Annotated in this window: 20 protein-coding genes, 1 tRNA gene and 1 other RNA gene; 18 read left to right on the plus strand and 4 right to left on the minus strand. The window is 71.0% G+C overall.

The window, feature by feature from the left end; all coding sequences use genetic code 11:
• The first annotated feature begins 76 nt into the window (after positions 1 to 76).
• On the plus strand, positions 77 to 1453 hold the full coding sequence (locus OG594_RS02730; RefSeq protein ID WP_266594891.1) for an IS1380 family transposase: 1377 nt from the start codon (positions 77 to 79) through the stop codon (positions 1451 to 1453).
• 512 nt (positions 1454 to 1965) lie between these two features.
• Here OG594_RS02730 and OG594_RS02735 read toward each other — a convergent pair.
• The 3 genes from OG594_RS02735 to OG594_RS02745 form a co-directional block, all read right to left on the minus strand.
• Positions 1966 to 2430 carry a hypothetical protein gene (locus tag OG594_RS02735; protein WP_266594892.1) on the minus strand — a complete coding sequence of 155 codons (465 nt, stop codon included), beginning with the start codon at positions 2428 to 2430 and terminating at the stop codon, positions 1966 to 1968.
• Positions 2431 to 2580: 150 nt separating this feature from the next.
• Positions 2581 to 3402: a protein phosphatase 2C domain-containing protein gene (locus OG594_RS02740; protein WP_266594893.1), complete on the minus strand. Its 822-nt coding sequence runs from the start codon at positions 3400 to 3402 to the stop codon at positions 2581 to 2583.
• Position 3403: 1 nt separating this feature from the next.
• Positions 3404 to 4246, minus strand: a complete 843-nt coding sequence (locus tag OG594_RS02745; protein WP_266594894.1) for a sigma factor-like helix-turn-helix DNA-binding protein — start codon at positions 4244 to 4246, stop codon at positions 3404 to 3406.
• A gap of 256 nt (positions 4247 to 4502) precedes the next feature.
• Between OG594_RS02745 and OG594_RS02750 the strand changes: the two genes are divergently transcribed.
• From OG594_RS02750 to OG594_RS02810, 13 genes are all read left to right on the plus strand, one after another.
• Positions 4503 to 4805, plus strand: coding sequence for a DUF6284 family protein (locus OG594_RS02750; protein WP_266594895.1), 303 nt, complete (start codon positions 4503 to 4505; stop codon positions 4803 to 4805).
• On the plus strand, positions 4805 to 5647 hold the full coding sequence (locus tag OG594_RS02755) for a hypothetical protein (protein ID WP_266594896.1): 843 nt from the start codon (positions 4805 to 4807) through the stop codon (positions 5645 to 5647). The genes OG594_RS02750 and OG594_RS02755 overlap by 1 nt, the downstream gene beginning before the upstream one ends.
• Complete coding sequence (locus tag OG594_RS02760) at positions 5644 to 6000, plus strand: RRQRL motif-containing zinc-binding protein (RefSeq protein ID WP_266594897.1); 357 nt, start codon at positions 5644 to 5646, stop codon at positions 5998 to 6000. Before OG594_RS02755 ends, OG594_RS02760 begins: the two co-directional genes overlap by 4 nt.
• Before the next feature lie 12 nt (positions 6001 to 6012).
• The gene (locus OG594_RS02765; RefSeq protein ID WP_266594898.1) at positions 6013 to 6537 is read left to right on the plus strand and encodes a hypothetical protein; all 525 of its coding nucleotides are present in this window, start codon (positions 6013 to 6015) and stop codon (positions 6535 to 6537) included.
• The gene (gene traA, locus OG594_RS02770) at positions 6537 to 7169 is read left to right on the plus strand and encodes a plasmid transfer protein TraA (protein WP_266594899.1); all 633 of its coding nucleotides are present in this window, start codon (positions 6537 to 6539) and stop codon (positions 7167 to 7169) included. Before OG594_RS02765 ends, traA begins: the two co-directional genes overlap by 1 nt.
• Positions 7170 to 7198: 29 nt before the next feature.
• Positions 7199 to 9268, plus strand: a complete 2070-nt coding sequence (gene traB / locus OG594_RS02775) for a plasmid transfer protein TraB (RefSeq protein WP_266594900.1) — start codon at positions 7199 to 7201, stop codon at positions 9266 to 9268.
• A 288-nt stretch (positions 9269 to 9556) separates the two neighbouring features.
• The gene (locus tag OG594_RS02780) at positions 9557 to 9958 is read left to right on the plus strand and encodes a hypothetical protein (protein ID WP_266602544.1); all 402 of its coding nucleotides are present in this window, start codon (positions 9557 to 9559) and stop codon (positions 9956 to 9958) included.
• Between the two features lie 11 nt (positions 9959 to 9969).
• Positions 9970 to 10620 (plus strand): hypothetical protein, encoded by a 651-nt coding sequence (locus OG594_RS02785; protein WP_266594901.1) that lies wholly within the window; start codon positions 9970 to 9972, stop codon positions 10618 to 10620.
• Positions 10621 to 10706: 86 nt separating this feature from the next.
• Entirely contained in the window at positions 10707 to 11663 is a 957-nt protein-coding gene (locus OG594_RS02790; protein ID WP_266594902.1) for a bifunctional DNA primase/polymerase, read from the plus strand.
• Positions 11660 to 12010, plus strand: coding sequence for a hypothetical protein (locus OG594_RS02795; protein ID WP_266594903.1), 351 nt, complete (start codon positions 11660 to 11662; stop codon positions 12008 to 12010). Before OG594_RS02790 ends, OG594_RS02795 begins: the two co-directional genes overlap by 4 nt.
• Positions 12007 to 13548 carry a YfjI family protein gene (locus OG594_RS02800; RefSeq protein ID WP_266594904.1) on the plus strand — a complete coding sequence of 514 codons (1542 nt, stop codon included), beginning with the start codon at positions 12007 to 12009 and terminating at the stop codon, positions 13546 to 13548. Before OG594_RS02795 ends, OG594_RS02800 begins: the two co-directional genes overlap by 4 nt.
• A 310-nt stretch (positions 13549 to 13858) precedes the next feature.
• Positions 13859 to 14089, plus strand: coding sequence for an excisionase family DNA-binding protein (locus OG594_RS02805; protein WP_266594905.1), 231 nt, complete (start codon positions 13859 to 13861; stop codon positions 14087 to 14089).
• Positions 14090 to 14098: 9 nt separating this feature from the next.
• Entirely contained in the window at positions 14099 to 15349 is a 1251-nt protein-coding gene (locus tag OG594_RS02810) for a tyrosine-type recombinase/integrase (RefSeq protein WP_266594906.1), read from the plus strand.
• A gap of 78 nt (positions 15350 to 15427) precedes the next feature.
• On the opposite strand, the gene OG594_RS02815 is transcribed toward OG594_RS02810, so the two are convergent.
• A tRNA-Ser gene (locus tag OG594_RS02815) sits at positions 15428 to 15515 on the minus strand.
• A 107-nt stretch (positions 15516 to 15622) separates the two neighbouring features.
• On the opposite strand from OG594_RS02815, the gene ffs reads away from it, so the two are divergent.
• From ffs to OG594_RS02835, 4 genes are all read left to right on the plus strand, one after another.
• An RNA gene (ffs, locus tag OG594_RS02820) (signal recognition particle sRNA small type) lies at positions 15623 to 15721 on the plus strand.
• Positions 15722 to 15798: 77 nt separating this feature from the next.
• The gene (locus OG594_RS02825; protein WP_266594907.1) at positions 15799 to 17985 is read left to right on the plus strand and encodes a DNA polymerase III subunit gamma and tau; all 2187 of its coding nucleotides are present in this window, start codon (positions 15799 to 15801) and stop codon (positions 17983 to 17985) included.
• A 60-nt stretch (positions 17986 to 18045) separates the two neighbouring features.
• Positions 18046 to 19299 carry a phosphoribosylamine--glycine ligase gene (gene purD, locus OG594_RS02830; RefSeq protein WP_266594908.1) on the plus strand — a complete coding sequence of 418 codons (1254 nt, stop codon included), beginning with the start codon at positions 18046 to 18048 and terminating at the stop codon, positions 19297 to 19299.
• Positions 19300 to 19607: 308 nt separating this feature from the next.
• Positions 19608 to 21395 (plus strand): hypothetical protein, encoded by a 1788-nt coding sequence (locus tag OG594_RS02835; RefSeq protein WP_266594909.1) that lies wholly within the window; start codon positions 19608 to 19610, stop codon positions 21393 to 21395.
• Positions 21396 to 21436: the final 41 nt, after the last annotated feature.

Here is a 21436-nt window from a genome sequence, read left to right on the forward strand (position 1 = left end):
CGAGAAGTGCCTCTGACCAGCAAGAATGAGGATTGTCGAGGTCCTTGTTCCTGCCACCGCCGGAGGCACTTCCCAGGTGAAGAAGCGTATCGGGTCCTACCCACGCGTCCGCATCGAGGGCGGTGGCCGTGGGGTGGTGTCACAGGCCGGGGCCGTGCTGCTGGTCGAGACGGTCCGCAAGGCCGGGCTGGACCAGGCGATATCGGCGGCGCTCGCGCCGTGGCGACGGCCGCGGGCGGTGCACGATCCGGGCAAGATCCTGCTGGACGTGGCCCTCGCGGTCGCGCTGGGCGGGGACTGCCTCGCGGATGTCGGGACGCTGCGGGCCGAGCCCGGCGTGTTCGGGCCGGTGGCCTCCGACCCGACGGTCTCCCGGCTCGTCGACGCCCTCGCCGCAGCCGGGCCGAAGGCCCTGTCCGCTATAAGGGCCGCTCGGGCCGAAGCGCGTGAGCGCGTCTGGAAGCTGGCCGGCGCTGCGGCGCCGGATGCCGCGGGGCAGGTGATCGTGGACCTGGACGGGGTGCTCGTGCTGGCCCACTCCGAGAAGCAGGACGCCACCGCGACCTGGAAGAAGACCTTCGGACACCACCCCCTGATGGGCTTCGTCGATCACGGAAGCGGCGGGAGCGGTGAGCCGGTCGCCAGCCTGCTCAGACCGGGCAACGCAGGCAGTAACACCGCCGCCGACCACATCACCACGGCTGGGCTCGCCTTGGCGCAACTGCCGAAGAAGTACCGGCGCGGACGCCGGACGCTGATCCGTACCGACTCCGGCGGCGGCACCCACGAGTTCGTCGCCTGGCTCGCCCAGCGCGGACGGTGGCTGTCGTACTCGGTCGGCATGACCCTCACCGAACAGATCCACCAGGCCGTACTCAAGGTCCCCGCCCCGGCCTGGACGGCAGCGATCGAGCCCGGCGGCGAGATCCGGGACGGGGCCTGGGTCGCCGAGATCACCGGCGACTGCCTCAAGGGCTGGCCGAAGGGAATGCGGCTGATCGTCCGCAAGGAACGGCCCCATCCCGGCGCCCAGTTGCGCATCACCGACGCTGACGGACTGCGGCTGACCTGCTTCGCCACCAACACCACCGACATGCCGATCGCGGCACTGGAGCTGCGGCACCGCCAGCGAGCGCGAGCCGAGGACCGCATTCGGGCCGCGCGGGCCACCGGCCTGCGCAACCTGCCCCTGCACGACACCGCACAGAACCAGATCTGGCTGGAGATCGTCCAGCTCGCCCTGGACCTGCTGGCCTGGATGCCGATGCTCGCTCTGACCGGCGAAATCCGCAGGTGGGAGCCCCGCCGTCTCCGGTTCCGCCTTCTCTCCGCCGCCGCCCAGATCGTCACGACCGCCCGCCGCCGGCACCTGAGGTTCGCACGCCACTGGCCCTGGACCGACGTGATCACCGACGCGCTGGCGCGGCTCGAAGCTCTCCCAAACCCCGACTGACCAGCACGTTCCCGTCCCTGCGAGCAGCATCACCCCGACCGGAGCCGTGGAATCCGGCGCCCACCCGACGCGACAGCCGGGCCATCAGCGTGCCCGCCACCGACCCGAACAACCGAAACGGCCCGCCGAAGAAGCCGACGGACCGTCACGAAAGATCGAGGCTAGACAAGTTCTGATCACCGAAGCGTCTTGTCTAGCGGCGTGCGGATCGAGAGTCGCAGCACCAAACATAAGACCCCTGATCCGCGAAGTCGCAGATCAGGGGTCTGATGGCGGAGGATACGAGATTCGAACTCGTGAGGGGTTGCCCCCAACACGCTTTCCAAGTCTGTTGGCGCAGGTAAAGCCCCGATTCGGGGTTGTTCACCTGCGTTCGCGGGTGTTCGAAACCTTAGGGAAGGCCGAAGCGTGGACGCCTGTGAACGTCGGCGTACGGGGGTGAATGAGACGGAAACTGAGACGGTTGGAGGCGCTTCCTTCTGATGCTGTGGCCTCCACTTGGCCGGTAGGCATCAGTAGCTGCGATCCCACGAAAGTGCCCTTTTGTCGGCATCCTCACCGTAGATGCTCACGCACACCGCAGGCAGCTCCTCGCCCTTTGTGCGCGCCACCGTCTCCAACAATTCGACTAGTCGCTCAGCGGCATTCAGCTCAAACCACTCACTGGCGCCGGTGGCGACGGTCAGCCACTGTTCAGCCGTTGCCAAGCCGGGGACGAAGACCTCGAGGACGAATCCCGGAGACTCTTCCTGAGCTTCCTTCCGCACGCGAGCACTCAGGATGCTCTCGTGCGGCACCAATGAGTCGAACGGTGCGTGTGTCTCCAACCAGACGCGCGGCCCCTGCTTGGCGGCCCCGAGCGCGGCATAAACAACCGCTGCCAACCCTTCGCCGACCGCGTCCGTCAGGTGTGCTTCTCCAGTGTGATTCTCGGCGCGCGTGGCCAGCGAACTAGCCTTCTTCTGCCAATCGAACACGTGATGTCCCCTCCCTGGTATGCGCCCTTCGAACTGCTCTCCCCACCGTGAGGATCTCTATGCGCTTCCGGAGCGGTGAGTCCTCGACTGGCCCAGAATCCTCAGAGTCAGTCCACCAAGGCGGCACGCAGATTTAGCGCGTCCGAGCCATCAGCTAGGAGCCGAGGGCAGCGAGCAGTAGGCCACCGCCGCGTCGTCTCCCGCCTTGTAGCGCGGCCACCGTTGGCCGTGGGGGTCGGTCGCTTCCACCTCGCGAACCGTTCTGATGAGAGAAGCGGGACCGTGGTCCCGCAGCTGGGCTAGCACTGCGTCCCAGGTGGCCATCTCGTACTCGGTGACCAGACGCGAGATGCCATCCGACATGACGGCTGCTGACTGAATGCTGGCGGCCGGGGCCGTGCCTGTCAGCGCGTGGGCTGCTGCATCGGGTGTGGCCGCAGCCACCCAATAGCCCTCATCCGTGTTCCGGATTTCCCGCTGCGCCGCCACCAGCCGCGCGACACTGGCGCGGTGCTCCAGAGTTCCCGTCTGGTACCGCTCCGTCTCGGCCCGCAGGTCCTGACACACGTCATCCACCCGGAGGTCAGTGAGGACCGTGATCCCGCCGGTGCCCTCCAGGACCACGGGCGAGTCCGCGAGCACAAGGTGATCGAAGTGCCCCGGCCGCTCGCGGAGGATGGCCACGGTCGAGGATGGGGTGCCAGGGTTCCTGAGGTCGCACTCGGGGTGCAGCTGACCCACTCTCTCCAGAGCCTCGGCCAGCCCATCTGCGAGTGGCCGGTCGTATGTCGCCAGCGCTGCGATGAGATGGGCGCCGAGTTGGGCGACATACCAGGGCACGCCGTGCCGACAGCCCGTTTCCAGACCCGCAGTGCTGAGGCCATCCAGCACCAGGGCAAGGGATGAGGTGCCGCCTACCCAGTCTTCGTTGGGAGCGGATCCCCCAGGTTCGGTTGCAACGCTGACGTACATGTCATGCCTCGTGTCGGTAGATCGGGCTGACGCGCTTGCTCTCCAAGACCTCAAGCGTCTTGGGGTCGTAGCGGCACGAAATCAGCGTGGAGAACCGGCGGGTGCGGACATCGCGGTATAGCTCCGCCAGGTGGTTTTCGAGGTAGTGGACCACCCCGTTGGCTCCAATGGAGTGGATGCCTGCGATGTAGATGAACGTTCCCTTGCCATCCAACCGCGGGAGCCGGGCAAGGTACCCGACGTCTCCCGCCTCGCCGCCCTCATCCATCGGCGAGCGATGAACATCCTGGGTCTTCAGATCTACCAGGTGCCAAGCCCGGTCTTTCTGGAAGCGGAGGTGGTCGTCACCCTCCAGAACCTGGGCGATGATTGGCGACAGGCGCGGCCCGCAGACCACGACGTGATTGTCTCGGTTGAGGTTCACGATTCCCGTCGGCGGGATCACCTCGTATTGCGCGTCCAGCTTCAGCGTTCCGAGCAGCTTCCGCAGGTGCTCGAAGTTCCCGAAGTCCTCACGTGTGACGACCTCTCCCGCTTCTCCCGGCGCCTTGCCGGCTTCGTACTTGCCACCGAGCGAAATGGTCATGAGGTCGGTACCGAAGAAGGCGCGCTCCGGAGGCGGCCCCTGGGCGGCCAGCTGGCCTACCCGACCTCGACTGACGCCGAGCAGGACCGCGATCTCTGACTGAGACATGCCACCCGCGGCTGCCTCCTCGATCGCCTCGCGTCGAATGCGGGACAGCTCGGTGACTCGGCCCTGGTAGTCAGCCATCAACGCGATCGCTGCCTTGGCTCGCTCTACAGGGACCTCGACTTGGGCCACCCGTTCAATCTCTTCGTGCACGTACAACCTCCGCGCTTAGGGGGTCTAGCAACCATACCGCGAGGGGGGCTTGACGGCGACGGACGCGGGTGCCTACCTTGGCTATCAGGTCAGCGCATAGACCCCCTAAGCGATAGTTGCTGAGGGGGCCTATGCACGCTCTGACCTGCGTGAACGGAGCCGGATCGCTTCCTGCTTCGCCCCAATGAGTGCAGCCCCCGGCGTTCCCGCGCCGAGGGCTGCTGAGTCCCGTTCCTCTGTAGAAGGAGCAAGACCCGTGAAGTCCATCGCTGCACTTCAGAACCTCGTTACCCCGTGGTCTGACGGCTTGGAGCCGTCGGACGCGGAGCTGGACGCGATCGAGCGGGAGATGCCGCTGATCCTGGCGGGCGTCGACCTCCTCGACGCAGAGATCGCTGTTCTGGACCGGGTGCCGTCGGAGCTGGACGAGCAGCGGATTCGCCGGGCCCGTCGGCGGATGCTCGCCGTCCGCCGGGACCTGACCAACCAGGCCGCCGCCTCGATGCGGGGTGGTGCCGCACTCGATGTCCGCCGTGTCCGTTCGGGGGATGGCCGGTGATGGCGCGGCTGCCGCTGGAGCAGATCGCCGCGCTTGAGGGGATGCTGTCGAAGCTGACGCGGGTCCTGGTGGCTGTTGCCGTGGTGGCGCTGGTCTTCACCGCGTCGAACGTGACGATGTTCGCCATCGACCACCACGTCTCGCCGTGGATCGCCTGGCTCCTCGACCCCATGGTCGCGGTCGCGCTCGGCACGGTCCTGATCTTCGACGGCCGCCTCTCCGAGTACGGCCTTTACCCGTCCGGGTGGGCGTCCGTGCTCCGCTGGTTCGCCGGGCTCGGCACCTGGGTGATGAACTGCTGGACCTCCCTGTGGCCCGCCGGAACCGGTTTCGGGATCCCCCGCGAGGTGGATCCGGCCGGGCTCGTCCTCCACTCCATTCCCCCGGTCCTCCTGATCGTCCTCGCCGAGGCAATCAGCCACTACCGGCACCAGATCCTTGCCAAAGTCACCGAACTGCGAGCCCTGGTGGACACGGTGGTGGACGAGGTGGACACCACCCCGGTCCCCACCCGCTCCACTGCGGCCCCGGTGGATGCCCTGACGGAGCCCGTTCCAGGGGCCTGGTCCCGGGTGTCGCTGGTCATCTGCGGTGACCAGCAGGTGTTCCACCCCGCCTTCCCCCTCACGTCCCCCCGGATCCCTCGGGCGGAGCTGGAGCCCGCACGGTTGTCGGCCGAAGAGGCCGCGAACGTGATCCGTGCGTGCTGGGTGCAGGGCAAGAACCTCCCCGAGGCGGCCCGACTTTCCACCCGTTCCACCTCCTACGTCCACAAGCTCTACCAACGCCTCAACGACGACCGCCAAGCCAGCGACGCACTTACTGTCGGAGCCGGCGCATGAGCACCCTGCCCGTCTACCGGTGGCGCCTCGCCCCCGAGGGGTTGGCCACCCGCCGGCAGCTCCGCGCCGCCGGACTCCGCCCCGGCGGCCAGGACGTCGCCGCCCAGCTGGAGCGCCCCCGCCGCCGACGGGCTCCGCTGATCGCCTACCTCTACCGGATCGACCTCGCGAAGCCGGTCCGACCGATGACGCCGAACCGGTGGGCGGCCCTGGCCAAGGCGGATGCCGCCCGCCGCCGGTGCCCGGTCTGCCGCGATCACCTCCCGTACGTGATCCCGGCCTCGCTCGGCATGTGCGTGGCCTGCCACGACTTCCCTGAACAGCGCGCCGCCCGAACCCTCTCTGCTGCCTGAAGGAGTTCTGCTGTGTCTCGCCGTACCCGCACACACACCGCAATGGGCGCCGCGCCCAACGTTCACATCCCCCGCCAGCGCGGCCACCGCCACGGGCCGCAGATCATCGTGGTGGTCTCCGACGAGCCGACCCTGACCGCCCGGGTCACGGCCGCGACGGGCCGCTGGGTGTGGAAGCACCGCCGGACCTGGGCCCCGACGGGCCTCGCGATTCTGTTGCTGCCTGTCACGGGCGTCGTTCACTTGATCACGCCGTGGGCCGCGCTCGTCGCGGCCCCGGCCGTCGCCGTTCCGTTGGCGGTCCTGGGGTGGAAGGCCAACAGGGCGGCGGCGGCCTGCACGCCCGCCGAGCGCGCCCGCCGCGCCTCCCTGGCAGTCCTCGCCCTGACTTCGCTGACCTGGTTCTCCTTGGCGCTCTGGTTCGGCCCCGCCGCGCCGGTGCTGATGGGCCTGTGGTCGCTGATCACCCTCCACGCCCAGATCACCTGGCTGTTCGCCCGACTGCGCACCAGCCACACCACGAAGGGGACCCGCTGATGTCCAACAACACCTGGGTGCCCAACAACGGCACCCCCGGCGGCCAGCAGCCCGGCCCGCAGCAGGGCGGATGGCAGCAGGGCGGCCCGCAGCAGGGTCCGTGGCAGCAGCCGGGCCCGGCCGGCGCACCCGGCGGGCAGGGTGGTGCGTCGCGGTCGCGGACGTCGAACCGCACGCGGGAGTACCACTTCCACATCAACGACAACGGCGGCGGCCACGCCGGTGCCGGTGGCCAGCAGGGCGGTTTCCAGCAGGGCGGCGGCCGGGGCCAGGGAGCCGGTGGGCGGATGCACTCGCCGTTGGGTGACCCGGAGTTCTTCTCCAACGTGGACATCCGCAACTACTGCGAGGGCGGCCGTGGGCTGTTCTTGCAGATGTCATTCGAGCTGGCCAACGCCGCCGAGGTACTCAACGCCGTCTTGAAGGAGATCCCCGACCCCGACGGTCGTCCCTTCGGCTCTCGGGCCCGGGCGCGCAGGGTGTCGCGGCGGATGAAGAAGGCCGCTGAAGACGCCCTCGGTACCGCGAAGAACCTCGCCGCCACCTACGCCGCGTTCCAGCGGGAGTTCGACCCCCAGCTCGCCCCGCACGCCCGCCCGCGCCAGGGCCGCCGCTTCGACTTCAACGGCTAACCCACACCTGATCGCAGGGAGGTCAGAACATGCCACGTACCACCACGGCCGAAGAGAACCGGCAGCAGTACGACGCCCACGGCGAGGGCGGCGGGATCGGCGAGTACCTGCTCCACCGCGCAAAGCCCCACCTGCCACCGTGGCTCGCCGGAGCCGGTGCGGGCCTGGCCTCCCTGCCCGCCCACTACTTCTGGTCCGGCGAACCCGGCGTCACCGCCGGCCTCACCCTCGCCTCCGTCGCCCTGACCGGCCTGACCTGGTGGGCGGGCAAGTCGACCACCCAGCAGCGTCGCCTGCACTCCGCCGTCACCGTCGCCGCCGCATCCACCTGGTTCACCGCAGCGGCGATCGCAGGGCCCGGGGCGGGGCCGCTGGGGGAGCTGTACTTCATCGGCGCCCCCGCGCTCGCCCTGTCGTGGAACATCCGCCAGATCCTCCGCAAGAACGTCGAAGGCCCCGCCACCGGCGTGGATGGCGGGTTCCTGGAGAAAGTCGGCTTGGCCAAGACCCAGGTGCTCCGTACGGAGGTCGGCCCGAACAAGGCCTCCTTCGACCTCCAGCTCCCCCGCGGCGAACTCACCCCGGACGACGTGTCGAAGAACCTGACCCGCATCGCCGGAGCCCTCGACGTGCCGAAGACAGCAATCCGGATCCAGGAGAACCCAGACTCGGCCTCGCGGGTCATGCTCACCGTGGTCCCGCTGGACCTGCTCAAGAACACGGTCCCCTGCCCGGGTCCCAGTGCGCCCGGGGAGTCGATCAGCTTCCCCGTGGTGGTCGGGATCTATGAGGACGGGACCCCGGCGGTCATGTGGTTCCCCGGGGACCCGGACGCGGCCCGCAACGCCATGATGCTCCTCCTCATGGGCATGACCGGCTCCGGGAAGTCCGAGGGCGGCCTGACCGTCCTCGCGGAGATCCTCACCCGCCGCGACGTGATCGTTTGGGCCTCGGACCCTTCCAAGGCAGAACAGACCCTCGGCCCGCTCCTGCCCGCGATCGACTGGGCCGCCCTCGACATGCCCTCCACCAAAGCCATGATCAAAGCCCTCACCGCCGTCATCCCGGCCCGCACCGCGTGGCTGGCGAAGTACGGATACAAGCAGTGGGTCCCCGCATGCGCCGGCACCCAGGCTGACGGCTCCCCCGGCATGCCCTACCTGTTGGCCTGGTTCGAGGAAGCGGCGAAGACGATCCGTGAGATCGACGACGACGTGTTCACCGGCCTCTCCCAAGAAGCCCGCTCCGCCGGTGTCTCCCTCGTCCTGTCGATGCAGCGGGCCTCTGGCAATCAGGTCTCCACCGACACCCGCGCCTCCCTCGGCTCCTCCTGGTGCCACGGCGTCCGCACCGAGCAGGACGCCCGGTTCGCCCTCGACGACGAGGTCCTCGACGCGGGCGCGGCTCCGCACGTGTGGAAGGACAAGAAGCCCGGCTACTCCTACCTCGTCGCCAACGGCGTCCCCGACGACCAGTGGGCCACCCCCATGCGGGACTACCTGTGCAGCGTCGACTACCTCAACTGGGTCGTCGTCACCTTCGCCGACACCCGGGCCGCGATCGACCCCGTCACCGCCGGCGCGGCCGCCCGCTCCGCCGACCGGGCCTTCACCGGCCGCACCCGCTACCCCCTACCCGGCACCACCAACCAGCCGGAGACCACCATGCCCAACCACTACGGCCCCGACGAGGACGACCAGGACAGCTACTACCGCGGCAAGGACGACTACGACCAGGACCCGGCGAGTGGGGTCGATGAGGAGGACGATTACGTGGAGGGGGAGTTCATCGACGCGGAGCAGGAACTCCCCGAAGTCGAGCAGGTCGTCCAGCTCGCGGCCCGGCCGCCGGCGGACGAACCGCGTCCGAAGATCAGCACCGCCGAAGCCCGCGCCGCGATGGAGGAAGTCCTCGACGAGTTCGAGGACGAGGGCCGGGACGTGGTGGGCCCTGCGGACTTCATGGAGTACTGCGACCGCTACGGACGCGGCCGTTCCTGGGTCTCCGGACAGGTCGCCCAGTTCGTCATGGCCGGCCGTCTCGCCGAGACCAGCGAGGTCGGACGCTACCGGATCGTCCCGTACCAGCAAGCGGCCTGACGCGTCAGACGGTGTCTGACACCCCTGACAGTGAACAGCCCGAAACACAGGTCATACGTGCGCGCGAGGGGTGTCAGACGGGTGTCTGACGCGTCTGACACCCCCACCAGACACCCGTCCTGACACCCCAGACACCCCGCCCAGACAGAGCCCAAGCCACCCCGGCTCGGGCCCTGTCAGCCGTCCCTGGAGTCCGCTGTGACCAATGAACCCGCCCACCCGACCACCCCGGCGCCGCTCCGGTACGGCGACGCGGTCCTCTACCCGCCGGCCGTTCCCGAACCGCGGATGCTGCCCGCCGAGATACCGCCCGGCGTCCAGTACGTCACCCTCCCCGACGGCACCCGCACCCTCGCCTACACGCACCAGGCCATGCCCGCGGTGTCACCGCCGGCCGCACAGCCGGTCCCCGCGTGGGCCAAGACGACCGCGCTCCTCGCCCCGACCGTCGGGGGAGGCATCGGGGCGGCAGGAATCGGAATCTCCTACGCCGCCCCCGGACTCCTCGCCATGGCCGAAGCCCTCTGGGCCCTCGTCGCCCTCATCGCCGCCGGCGCCGCCCTCCCCCTGATCCTCCGCACCGGCCGCGGTACGCGCGGCCGGGGAGCGGCGCCGGTCCAGCACATCACCCAGCACATCAACGCGTCCGGGATGTTCGGCCGCGCCACCGGCACCATCAACAACCGCTGAGGAGAAACCCCATGACCAGCACCACGATCTGGTGGTTCGAGACCCTGACTGACAGCGTGTCCGCGCTCGGGGCCGCCGCCCGCGAGGCCCGCATCGCCCACCGGGCCGCGCAGGCCGCCGCCGCCCAGTACGACCTCGGCCGGCTCCGGCCCTTCGACGGTGAGATCACCGTCCCCGGTCTCCTCTCCACCATTCCGTCCCGCCCCCACGACCGGGCCCTGTCCGCCATCGGGCATTCCCACCTCCGGCACGAGCAGCGAATGGCCGACCTCTACGACGACGCGGCTGCCGGATACGCCTACGGCGCAGCCTGGGCCATCCTCCAAGTTCTGGACGGGCAGCAGCCCCCGCTTGTCGAGCTGGGCTGCAAGCCCGACGGCCGTAACGCCATCCCCGACGAGCTGTTCCCCGTCCCGCCGGCCTTCAAGGGACTGGACCGGTGGGACGGACAGCAGCGCTTTGAGCAGGCCCGTCAGGAGCTGGAGCGTCTGGGCGAGCTCTGGGCCTACGTCAACGACATCGACTCGCCGGACATCCCCGACACCTTCAACCTGCCCGACGCCCTCGACGCCTTCCCCGACGCCGCGTTCACCTACGGCCAGATCGCCGAATTCGCGCTCACCTTCACGCTCCTCGACACCCGTCAGCAGCACGGGCGCTAGCTACGCCGAGGGCGGCCCCCACTCACGCCAATGAAGCGGGCCGCCCTCGTCCACAACCCATCAACAGACCTGTGGAGGTATCCAGCATGACGCATCCTGCCCCCGCCGGGCGAGAGCGCGGCGATCTGCCGCCCCTCGACCTGCCCGGCCTGGATCTGCTTGCCTACGCCATCGCCGCCGCCGAGCGCGGCTGGCATGTCTTCCCCGTGCGTCCGAAGGACAAGCGGCCCGCCGGCCACCGTGAACGGTCCTGCCCGGGCACCGGCCGCTGCGCAAGCGGCCACCGCACCCCCGAGCAGCGCGCGACGACCGACCCGGAGCTGCTCATCGCCGCGTGGACCCACGCTCCGTACAACATCGGGATCGCGACCGGCCCGTCCGGGTTGCTCGTCGTCGACCTCGACATGCTCAAGCCAACAGACAAAGAGGGAACACCTGACGGCGTAACCACCTTTGAGGCGCTCTGCGAGCGCGCCGGACAGGCCGTCCCCACCACCTACCGGGTCCGGACCGCCCGCGGCGGGCAGCACCTGTACTTCACCCAGCCCGAAGGGGCCCGGCTCGGCAACACCGCCGGACGCCTCGGCAAGCACATCGACACCCGGGGCTGGGGCGGGTACGTCGTCGCCCCCGGCAGCAGCACCCCGGACGGCGCCTACACGGTGCTGGACAGCACCAGCCCTGCCCCGCTCCCCGAATGGCTCGCCACCGCGCTCACAGCCAGGCCTAAACGGGTCAGGGACGTGCCGGCACCCCTGACGGTGAAAGGGTCCCGGTACGCGAAAGCGGCCCTGGACAGCGAAGTGCGCAACGTCGCCCATGCCGGGGACGGGACCCGCAACGACACACTGCTCAGGGCCGCAAGGGCTCTGGGGAGGTTCGTCGCGTCGGGCGACCTGACCCGCGTGGAGGTTGAGCAGGCTCTTAGTAGCGCAGCGGCGGGCAACGCCACCGAGTCGGAGCGCTACTACGACGACGTCATCACCCGAGGGCTGGACTGGTCGATTGCCAACAACCCCACCAGCGGCCGGCGCGCGGCATGACCACCCCGCCCCCTGCTCCCTCTAAGAGCCCTCTCGACCAACGCGTCGCCGAGGACGCCAAACAACCGCCGACACAGCAGCTGGCAGGCGCCCCGAAGGTCGTCGCCGAAGGCGTCCCTTCATCTGTTCGCCCTGACCCCCACGCCGACGACGGACGCCGGCCCGTCGCCTGGCTCCACATCGTCGCCCCGCCCTCCTACAGCGCCAGCCCAAGCGCCCGCTCCTGGTGCTCCTGCGGCCGCGACATCTTCGCCGCCGGACGCGCCCGCGCCCTCGCGCTCATCGCCGACCACGAACAGCACCGCATCGTCTGCCCGCTCCTCGATCAGCGAAGGGAAGCCGCATGAGTCCGCACGACCCTGAGCTGTGGGAAGGGTTCGACCAGATGACCCCGGAGGACATCACCGGGGGTGGGTGGGACGAGCCCGTACCCCTCAACCCGCGCGGGCAGCTCCCCACCTTCCCCGTGGACGCCCTGCCCGACTGGCTCGCCGCCATGACAGCCGGAGTCGCGGAAGAGACGCAGACGCCCGTCGACCTCGCCGGGTGCCTCGCTCTCGCCGTCATCGGCACCGCTGCCGGCGGGCGCCTCACCGTGACCGTGCGCGGGCAGTGGAGCGAACCCGTCAACCTCTATACCGCCGTCGCCATGCCGCCCGGCAGCCGCAAGAGCGCGGTTTTCGGGCTCATGGTCAAGCCACTCCTCGCCACTGAGAAGGCCCTTATCGAGCTCACCGCACCGCAGCGGACAGAGGCCGCCGCTTCCGCGCGCATCGCCAAGGCCGCGGCGGAAAGGGCGGAGAAGCTGGCTGCGAACGCCGAGGCGGACAAGCTGGCTGACCTGACTGCTCAGGCTGTCTCCCTTTCCGAGGCTGCCGAGGCGGCCGTCGTCCCAGCCAAGCCCCAGCTCGTCGCGGACGACGTCACTGCCGAAAGCCTGACCACCCTCCTCGACCAGCAGGACGGACGCATCTCGATCCTGTCCCCAGAGGGCGAGATCTTCGAGATCATCGCTGGACGCTATTCCGGCGTCCCGAACATGGGGATCTTCCTCAAGGGCCATGCCGGCGACATGGCCCGCGTCAACCGCCAGGCCCGAGATCCCCAGTACATCGAGAACCCCGCCATCACCATGGGCCTGGCCATCCAGCCGGATGTCCTGGACTCCATCGGGCAGATCAAGGGTGCCGACGGCCGCGGTCTGCTCGCCCGGTTCCTCTACTCCAGGCCCGAATCCCTCGTCGGCTACCGCAACCTCACGCCCGAACTCCTCAGCCCCGACACCGCCGAAACCTACGCGCGCAAGCTCGGGAGCCTGGCCCTGACCCTCGCGGCCTGGACCGAGACCGCCGAGCTCACTCTCACCCCCGAGGCCGACGCCGTCCTCCTTGCCTACCAGCGCGTCACGGAATCCCGCCTGCGCAAGGACGGGAGCCTCGCACCGATCGTGAACTGGGCCAGCAAGCGCGATGGCGCCGTCGCCCGCATCGCCGGGCTCCTCCACCTGGCTGCCCACCCCGAGGACGCATGGACCCGGCCGATCGCCGCCGCCACCATGGCCGCCGCCACCGAGCTCGGGGACTACTTCACCGCCCACGCTCTCGACGTCTTCAACGCCATGAAGGCCGACCCCGCCCAGGCGGCCGCCCACACGGTCCTGACCCACCTGAACGAGACCCGCACAGCCACCTTCACGAAACGCGACCTCTTCCGCGCGATGCCCCGCAGCGAGTTCCCCGCCATGAGCGACCTCGACCCCGCCCTGGACCTCCTGGAGGAACACGGCTGGGTCCGCCAGCAACCCCCGCCACCCCGCACCACACGCGGCGGCCGGCCGCCCTCCCCCCGCTACGAGACCCACCCCCGCATCACCCCCGCCGCCTGAACCCCCCAACCCACTGACAGAACTGACAGAACCTCCCGACCAGCCCTGTGACCTGCACAAACGAGCACTTTCGGAGCTCTGACAAAACCTCCGGAAACTCTGACAGAACCCAAAAAACCTCGCCGCGGGCGAGCCGCCCGGTCTGACAGAACCGAGGTTTTCGAGGTTCTGTCAGAGTTTTTTGAGGTTTTGTCACGCGGCCCGAACCGGCCAAAACAGCAGGTCAAGGGCCACACGGCGAGGTTCTGTCAGTTCTGTCAGTACTTTCCGGGGTTTCCGCGCCCCGGACCGAGCTGAAGGAGCCGGACGCATGACCACCTACGAGTCGGAACCGGCCATCGACCCCACCGTCGTCCTGCTGACGGTCGAGGAGGCCGCTCGCCGCCTCAGGATCGGCCGAACGTTCTGCTTCCGGCTGATCGGCACCGGCGAGCTGGAATCTGTGCCCGTGGGTCGCCTGCGCAGGGTCCCCGTCGCCGCCGTACACGAGTACGTCGCCCGACTCCGAGCCGCACGCGGAACTGCCGCGCCGGCCGCCTGAGAGGAATCCGTGGAAGAGAAGAGCAAGCGCACCCGCCAGCCCAACGGGGCGTCGACCATCTACCTGGGGAAGGACGGCAAGTGGCACGGCCGCGTGACCGTCGGCGTGCGGCCGGACGGCAAGCCCGACCGCCGGCACGTCGAGCGGAAGACACAGGCCGCGGTCACGAAGGCCGTCCGTGCTCTGGAGCAGCAGCGCGACGCGGGGACCGTACGGAAGATTGGCCAGCAGTGGACGGTCAAGACCTGGCTGGAGCACTGGGTCGAGAACATTGCCAAGAAGTACGTGAGCGAGAACAGCTATGACGGGTACGAGGTGGACGTTCGGGTCCACCTCGTACCGGGTCTGGGCGCCCACAAGCTGGAGCGGCTGGAGCCGGAGCACCTGGAAGAGTTCTACGCCCGCATGCAGAAGAACGGCAGCGCGGCCGGGACGGCGCACCACGTGCACCGCACGATTCGGGTGGCCCTCACCGAGGCGGTCCGGCGGGGACACGCCCCGAAGAACGTCGCCGAGATCGCCAAGGCCCCGCGGCTCGAAGAGGAGGAGATCGAGCCGTACACGATCGAGGAGATTCAGAGCATCCTCCTGGAGGCCTCGAAGCTCCGGAACAGCGCCCGGTGGGTCATCGCCCTGGCCCTCGGGCTGCGCCAGGGGGAGGCCCTGGGCCTCATGTGGGAGGACGTGTACCTGGACGCTGGGTACATCCGCGTCCGGAAGAACCGCCTGCGCCCGAAGTACGAGCACGGGTGCCGGGAGAGTTGCGGCCGGAAGCCCGGGTACTGCCCGGCCCGCAAGGAGACGCGGCGCGAGGTCAAGAACACTAAGTCCCGCGCCGGCCGCCGCACCATCGGTCTGCCGGAGCCGGTCACGAAGCTCCTCCGCAAGCACCAGGAAGAGCAGGCGCGGGAGCGGAAGCACGCTGGAGACGAGTGGGAGGACAAGGGGTACGTCTTCGCCCAGCCCACCGGCGGGCCCCTCATCCCGAACACGGACTACCACCACTGGAAGAAGCTCCTGGGGGATGCCGGCGTCCGGGACGGGCGGCTGCATGATGCACGCCACACCGCCGGGACGGTGCTCTTGCTGCTGGGGGTTCCCGACGTGGTGGTCGACGCGATCATGGGCTGGGAGCCGGGAGGGTCGGCGCGGATGCGCGCCCGCTACATGCACGTGACCGGGCCCATGCTGAAGAACGTCGCGAGGCAGATCGGTGACGCGCTCTGGGGCGCCGCCGAGGAGGCTCCTGACCCCAACTGAGACGGAAACTGAGACGGGACAAGCGAAAAGCCCCGCTGCAAGCAGCGGGGCTTTTCGACATCGTGCCCGGTGAGGCACTGGCGGAGGATACGAGATTCGAACTCGTGAGGGGTTGCCCCCAACACGCTTTCCAAGCGTGCGCCCTAGGCCACTAGGCGAATCCTCCGCGGCAAACAATACAAGACGTTGAGGGGTGCTCGCGAACGTGATCGTCGGGCGGAGAGCGGGTCGGGGTCCGGCTCGATTCCGGGGCCCTCCATCCGCTAGGGTGGGGCCAGCCCCTCACGTGGCGCTATCTCACCCAACTCCCCCAGGGCCGGAAGGCAGCAAGGGTAAGTGGGCTCTGGCGGGTGCGTGGGGGGCGCTTTGCGTTCCGGGCGCCGTACGGGATGCCCTGGAAGGGCTTCGGCGGGCCGCTGATGTCGGTGGGCCCGGATAACCTCGTATACGTGTCGTCCCTTGCGCTGTACCGCCGCTATCGCCCCGAGTCGTTCGCCGAGGTCATCGGGCAGGAGCATGTCACTGCCCCGCTGATGCAGGCCCTGCGGAACAACCGGGTCAATCACGCGTACCTGTTCAGCGGGCCGCGCGGCTGCGGCAAGACCACCAGCGCGCGCATCCTCGCCCGGTGTCTGAACTGTGAGCAGGGTCCCACCCCCACCCCCTGCGGGGAGTGCCAGTCCTGCCGGGACCTGGCCAGGAACGGGCCGGGGTCCATCGACGTCATCGAGATCGACGCCGCCTCGCACGGTGGTGTGGACGACGCCCGTGACCTGCGCGAGAAGGCCTTCTTCGGGCCCGCGTCCAGCCGCTACAAGATCTACATCATCGACGAGGCCCACATGGTCACCTCGGCGGGCTTCAACGCCCTGCTGAAGGTGGTCGAGGAGCCGCCGGAGCACCTCAAGTTCATCTTCGCCACCACGGAGCCGGAGAAGGTGATCGGGACCATCCGGTCCAGGACGCACCACTATCCCTTCCGGCTCGTGCCTCCCGGCACCCTGCGGGAGTACCTCGGCGAGGTCTGCGGGCGCGAGGGCGCCACGGTCGAGGACGGCGTCCTGCCGCTGGTCGTGCGCGCCGGCGCCGGGTCCGTGCGCGACTCGATGTCCGTCATGGACCAGCTCCTCGCCGGCGCCGGCGAGGAGGGTGTGACGTACGCCATGGCCACCTCGCTGCTCGGCTACACCGAGGGTTCGCTGCTCGACTCCGTCGTCGACGCCTTCGCCGCCGGGGACGGGGCCGCCGCGTTCGAGGTCGTCGACCGGGTCGTCGAGGGCGGGAACGACCCGCGCCGGTTCGTCGCCGACCTGCTGGAGCGGCTGCGCGACCTGGTGATCCTGGCCGCCGTGCCGGACGCCGGGGAGAAGGGGCTGATCGACGCCCCCGCCGACGTCGTGGAGCGGATGCAGGCCCAGGCGTCCGTGTTCGGGGCCGCCGAGCTGTCGCGCGCCGCCGATCTGGTCAACGCCGGGCTCACCGAGATGCGGGGCGCGACCTCGCCGCGGCTGCAGCTGGAGCTGATCTGCGCCCGGGTGCTGCTGCCCGCCGCCTTCGACGACGAGCGGTCCTTCCAGGCCCGGCTCGACCGGCTGGAGCGCAGCGGCCCGCCCGCCGCTGCGGCCTTCGCCGCGCCGCCGGCCACCGCGCCCGCCATGGGCTACGTGCCCGGGCCCGAGGCGCATGCCATGGCCCCCGCCGGTCCCGGTGGGGGTGCGGCCGCCGCGCGCGCCGCCGCTCCCGCGCCCGTCCCCGCTCCGGTGCAGGCTCCCGAGCCGGTCCGGGCCGCCCCGGCCCCCGCGCCTGCTGCCGCTCCCGCACCGACCCCTGCTCCTGCTCCCGCTCCCGCTCCCGCCCCCGGCGCTTGGCCGGGAGCCGCGCAGCCCGGGAGCGGTGCGCCCGGTGCCTGGCCCGGGGCGGCGGCACCGGCCGCCGCCGGTGCCTGGCCCAGCGCGGCCGCGTCCGCCCCGCCCCCCGCGCCCGCCGCCCCGGCTGCCGCCGCCCCCGCCGCGGCCCCCGCGGCCCCCGCGCCCTCCCCCGGCATGGCCGCCGGAGCCGGGCAGGTGCAGGCGATGTGGCCCGGCGTGCTGGAGGCCGTCAAGAACCGCCGCCGCTTCACCTGGATCCTGCTCAGCCAGAACGCCCAGGTCACCGGCTTCGACGGGACCACCCTCCAGCTGGGCTTCCCCAATGTCGGGGCCCGCGACAACTTCGCCAGCAGCGGTAGCGAGGACGTCCTGAAGGCGGTCCTGGCCGAGCAGTTCCAGGTCAACTGGAAGATCGAGGCCGTCGTCGGCGGCGGATCCCCGGCCCCGGTCCCGACCTCCTCGTACGGCTCCTCGTACGGGGCCCCGGCCGCGCCCGCCCCCGCCTACAGCCCGCCGCCGGCCCCGGCGCAGCAGCAGGCCCCGGCCCCGCAGACCCCGCCCGCCCCGCAGTACACGCCGCAGCAGCCGCCCCAGCAGTCGGCTCCCGCCCCGCAGCCCCCCGTACAGCAGGCGCCCCCGCCGGTCGCCCCCGAGGACGACTTCGCCGAGGAGGACGACCCCGACCTCGTCGAGAGCGCGCTGACCGGACACGACCTGATCGTGCGCGAGCTCGGAGCCACCGTTGTGGAGGAATACACAAACGAGTAGCCGGTCCTGATTGGGTGGCCGCACGAAGGTGACCGCTCGGTCCCGGCTAGGCTGAGCAGCGTGAAGGTCCTCGTCATCGGCGGCGGCGCCCGCGAACATGCCCTGTGCCGCTCTCTGTCCCTCGACTCCGCCGTCTCTGCGCTGTACTGCGCTCCCGGCAACGCCGGCATCGCCGAGGTGGCCGAGCTCCGCCCGGTCGACGCCCTCGACGGCGCTGCCGTCGCCGCTCTCGCCACCGAACTCGAAGCCGACCTGGTCGTCGTCGGCCCGGAGGCCCCGCTGGTCGCCGGCGTCGCCGACGCCGTGCGTGCCGCCGGGATCCCCGTCTTCGGCCCGTCGGCCGAGGCGGCGCAGCTCGAAGGCTCCAAGGCCTTCGCCAAGGACGTGATGGCCGCGGCCGGGGTCCCGACCGCGCGCAGCTACGTCTGCACCACTCCCGAAGAGGTGGACGAGGCCCTCGACGCCTTCGGCGCCCCGTACGTCGTCAAGGACGACGGCCTCGCCGCCGGCAAGGGCGTCGTGGTCACCGAGGACCTGGCCGTCGCCCGCGCGCACGCGCTCGGCTGCGACCGGGTGGTCATCGAGGAGTACCTCGACGGGCCCGAGGTCTCCCTCTTCGCCATCACCGACGGCGTCACCGTGGTCCCGCTCCAGCCGGCGCAGGACTTCAAGCGCGCCCTGGACGGCGACGAGGGCCCCAACACGGGCGGCATGGGCGCGTACTCCCCGCTGCCCTGGGCCGACCCGAAGCTGGTCGACGAGGTCATGGAGCTGGTCCTCCAGCCGACCGTCGACGAGCTCCGCCGCCGCGGCACCCCCTTCTCCGGGCTGCTCTACGCGGGCCTCGCGATCACCAGCCGCGGTACCCGCGTCATCGAGTTCAACGCGCGCTTCGGCGACCCCGAGACCCAGGTGGTCCTGGCCCGGTTGCGCACGCCGCTCGCAGGCGTGCTGCTGGGTGCCGCCAAGGGCACCCTGGAAGCCGTACCCCCGCTGGTCTGGCGCGAGGACGCGGCCGTCACGGTGGTCATCGCCTCCCACAACTACCCCGAGACCCCCCGCACCGGGGACCCGATCGAGGGCCTGGCCGAGGTGGCCGCCGAGGACGGGCCGGACGCCTACGTGCTGCACGCGGGGACCCGGCACGAGGGCGACGCGGTGGTCAGCGCGGGCGGCCGTGTGCTGTCGGTGACGGCGACCGGTTCCGACCTGGCGCAGGCGCGCGAGAAGGCGTATAAGGCGGTGGCGCGCATCCGTCTCGACGGCTCGCAGCACCGTACGGATATTGCGGCCAAGGCGGCCGAGGGCCGCTGACCAGCGGCTCCGCAGACCCGCGGGCCCGGTGCGCATCTCGTGCGCCCGGGCCCGCGGGCGTGTCCGCGTGCGACTGCATCCGGCCGCGTTCGAACGCAGCCAGCTTTACCCAAAGACATTCCATCGGGTGATCGTCCTCCGGTCTGCCTGACGCCCGCGCGTGCCCCAACTAGGGTGCGGCGCAAGCATTCCGGCACTTGGCCCACCGGCATTGCGATGTCAGTGGCGGGTGTCACAGTGGGGGAGTGAGCAACGTCGCCGCAGGGCAGAGGGGGTGAGGTCCGGCCGTGTCCGGAACGGGTTCGATCATGGAAGCGGGTGCACCGTCCGCGCGGTCCCGCGCTTTGGCCGTGCTGCGCGTGCGCAGCCGGGCCTTGGCCGTCGGGCTGCTGCCCGCCGCCCTCGCGGTGGTCCTGGTGGCCGCCCGGGCGACGGGCCGGCTGGCCGGTGCGCCCTGGCCCGCGGTGACCCTCGTCGTGTGCGTGGTCGCCGCGATCGTGCTGCTCGTCGGCGGCGCCTTCGCCGCGGTGGTGCTGCGGGCGAGCCCCGCCGTGACGCCGACGGTGCCCCTCTCGGAAGCTGCCGCGCCCGATCTCTACCGGCTGGTGCGGGACCTGGCCGACCGGATGGACGTGCCGCCGCCCTCCGCAATAGCGCTGACGCCGGACTGCGACAGCTGGCTGGAGGACCGCAGCCACGCGGCCCACCGCCGCGGCGCCGCCCGCGTCTTCGGGGCCGCACCCGGAGCCGTCGGGCCGGAGTCCGAGCCGGGCGCGGCCCCGGTGCTGGTGATCGGCTCGCCCTTCCTGTGGTGGATGCGGGTCGCCGAGCTACGGGCGGTCCTCGCGCCCGTCGTCGCCGGTACGGGCCCTTCCGCGCACCCGGACATAGCCGACGCGCGCGGCTTCGTGCGCGGCCTGGACGCGGCCGTGGACGTGGGCGGCCGGCGCGGCCTCGGCTGGATCGCCCCGCCGGCCCGGCTGCTGCTGCGGCTGTGCCGGACGGACGCCGCCGAGATGGAGCGCGGGGTGGCCGCGGCCGCCTCGGAGCGTGCACAGGGTGTGGACTACGGGCTGCGCATCGTCGCCCAGGAGCAGGTCGGGCTGGCCTACGCGGGCTGGGACCGGCTGCTGACCCGGGTCGCGCTGCCCGCCTGGCGGATGGGCCGCTGGCCGGCGCACCTCGACGCCGGGGTGGTCTCCGCGCTGACCGAGCTCTCCCGGCGGGACCGGCTGGCCGAGGGGTTCACCTCGCGGCTGGGCGAGCGCCCCGCCTGCGACCTGCTGGAACAGCCCGGGCTGATCGACGAGGCGACCTCGCTGCTGGCCGCGCGGCTCTTCCACGGAGGTCCGGCCGAGGCCGGGCCGGACTGGTCCCCGGTGGACTGGGCGGCGTATCCGGAGGAGGTCGTGGACCGCAAGTGGCGGACGGAGGCGGCCCGCCTGCACGTGGCGCTGGACGCCCTGGCCGTCCCGGCGGGGGTGCCCGGGGGTCCTTCAAGCTCCCCCGCTCCGGCCGCCCCCGCGGCCCCTGCCGCCCCGAGCGGCTCCGCCGGGCCCGCGGCCCGCTCCGGCTCCTCAGGAGCGGCCGGAGCGGCCGGAGCGGCGGGCCCCGCCACGCTCGCGGCCGCCGACTCGTCCTCGCCCGGCGCGGACGCCTTCGCCGGGCCCACCCTGGAGCGGGTGCTCGGCTACCTCACCGACCTCGGCGGCGAGGGCGCGGCCGGCGAGGCGCTGGCCGGCCGGATCACCGGCGAGCTGGCCCGCGAGGAGCGGGCCGCCGGCCCGGCCGCCCGGGCCGGGAAGGCACGCGGCGCGGACGCCGTCCCGCTGTTCCCGCTCCAGCCGCCGCGCAGCGGCCGGGACCTGCTGGCCGACCACGTCACGGCGATGGTGTGCTGCGCGGCCGTGGATTCGGCCGGGGCCACCCCCGGGCTGGACTGGCTCGACGGGCCGGTCCTGCTGGTGGGCGGCGACCGCCGTTCCGACCTGGCGCCGCGCGTGCTGTGCCTGATCGAGGAGGGGAATCCGGAGCCGCTGCGGGACTGGCTCTCGGCCCTCGGCGTCCGCCCGGAGAAGCCGGTCCGCCTGGTCTGAGGCGGGCCGAGGAGGGCCGCCCCGGGGAGCGCTACGGCGCG

The organism is Streptomyces sp. NBC_01214 (assembly GCF_026340975.1).
Classification (GTDB): Bacteria; Actinomycetota; Actinomycetes; order Streptomycetales; family Streptomycetaceae; genus Streptomyces.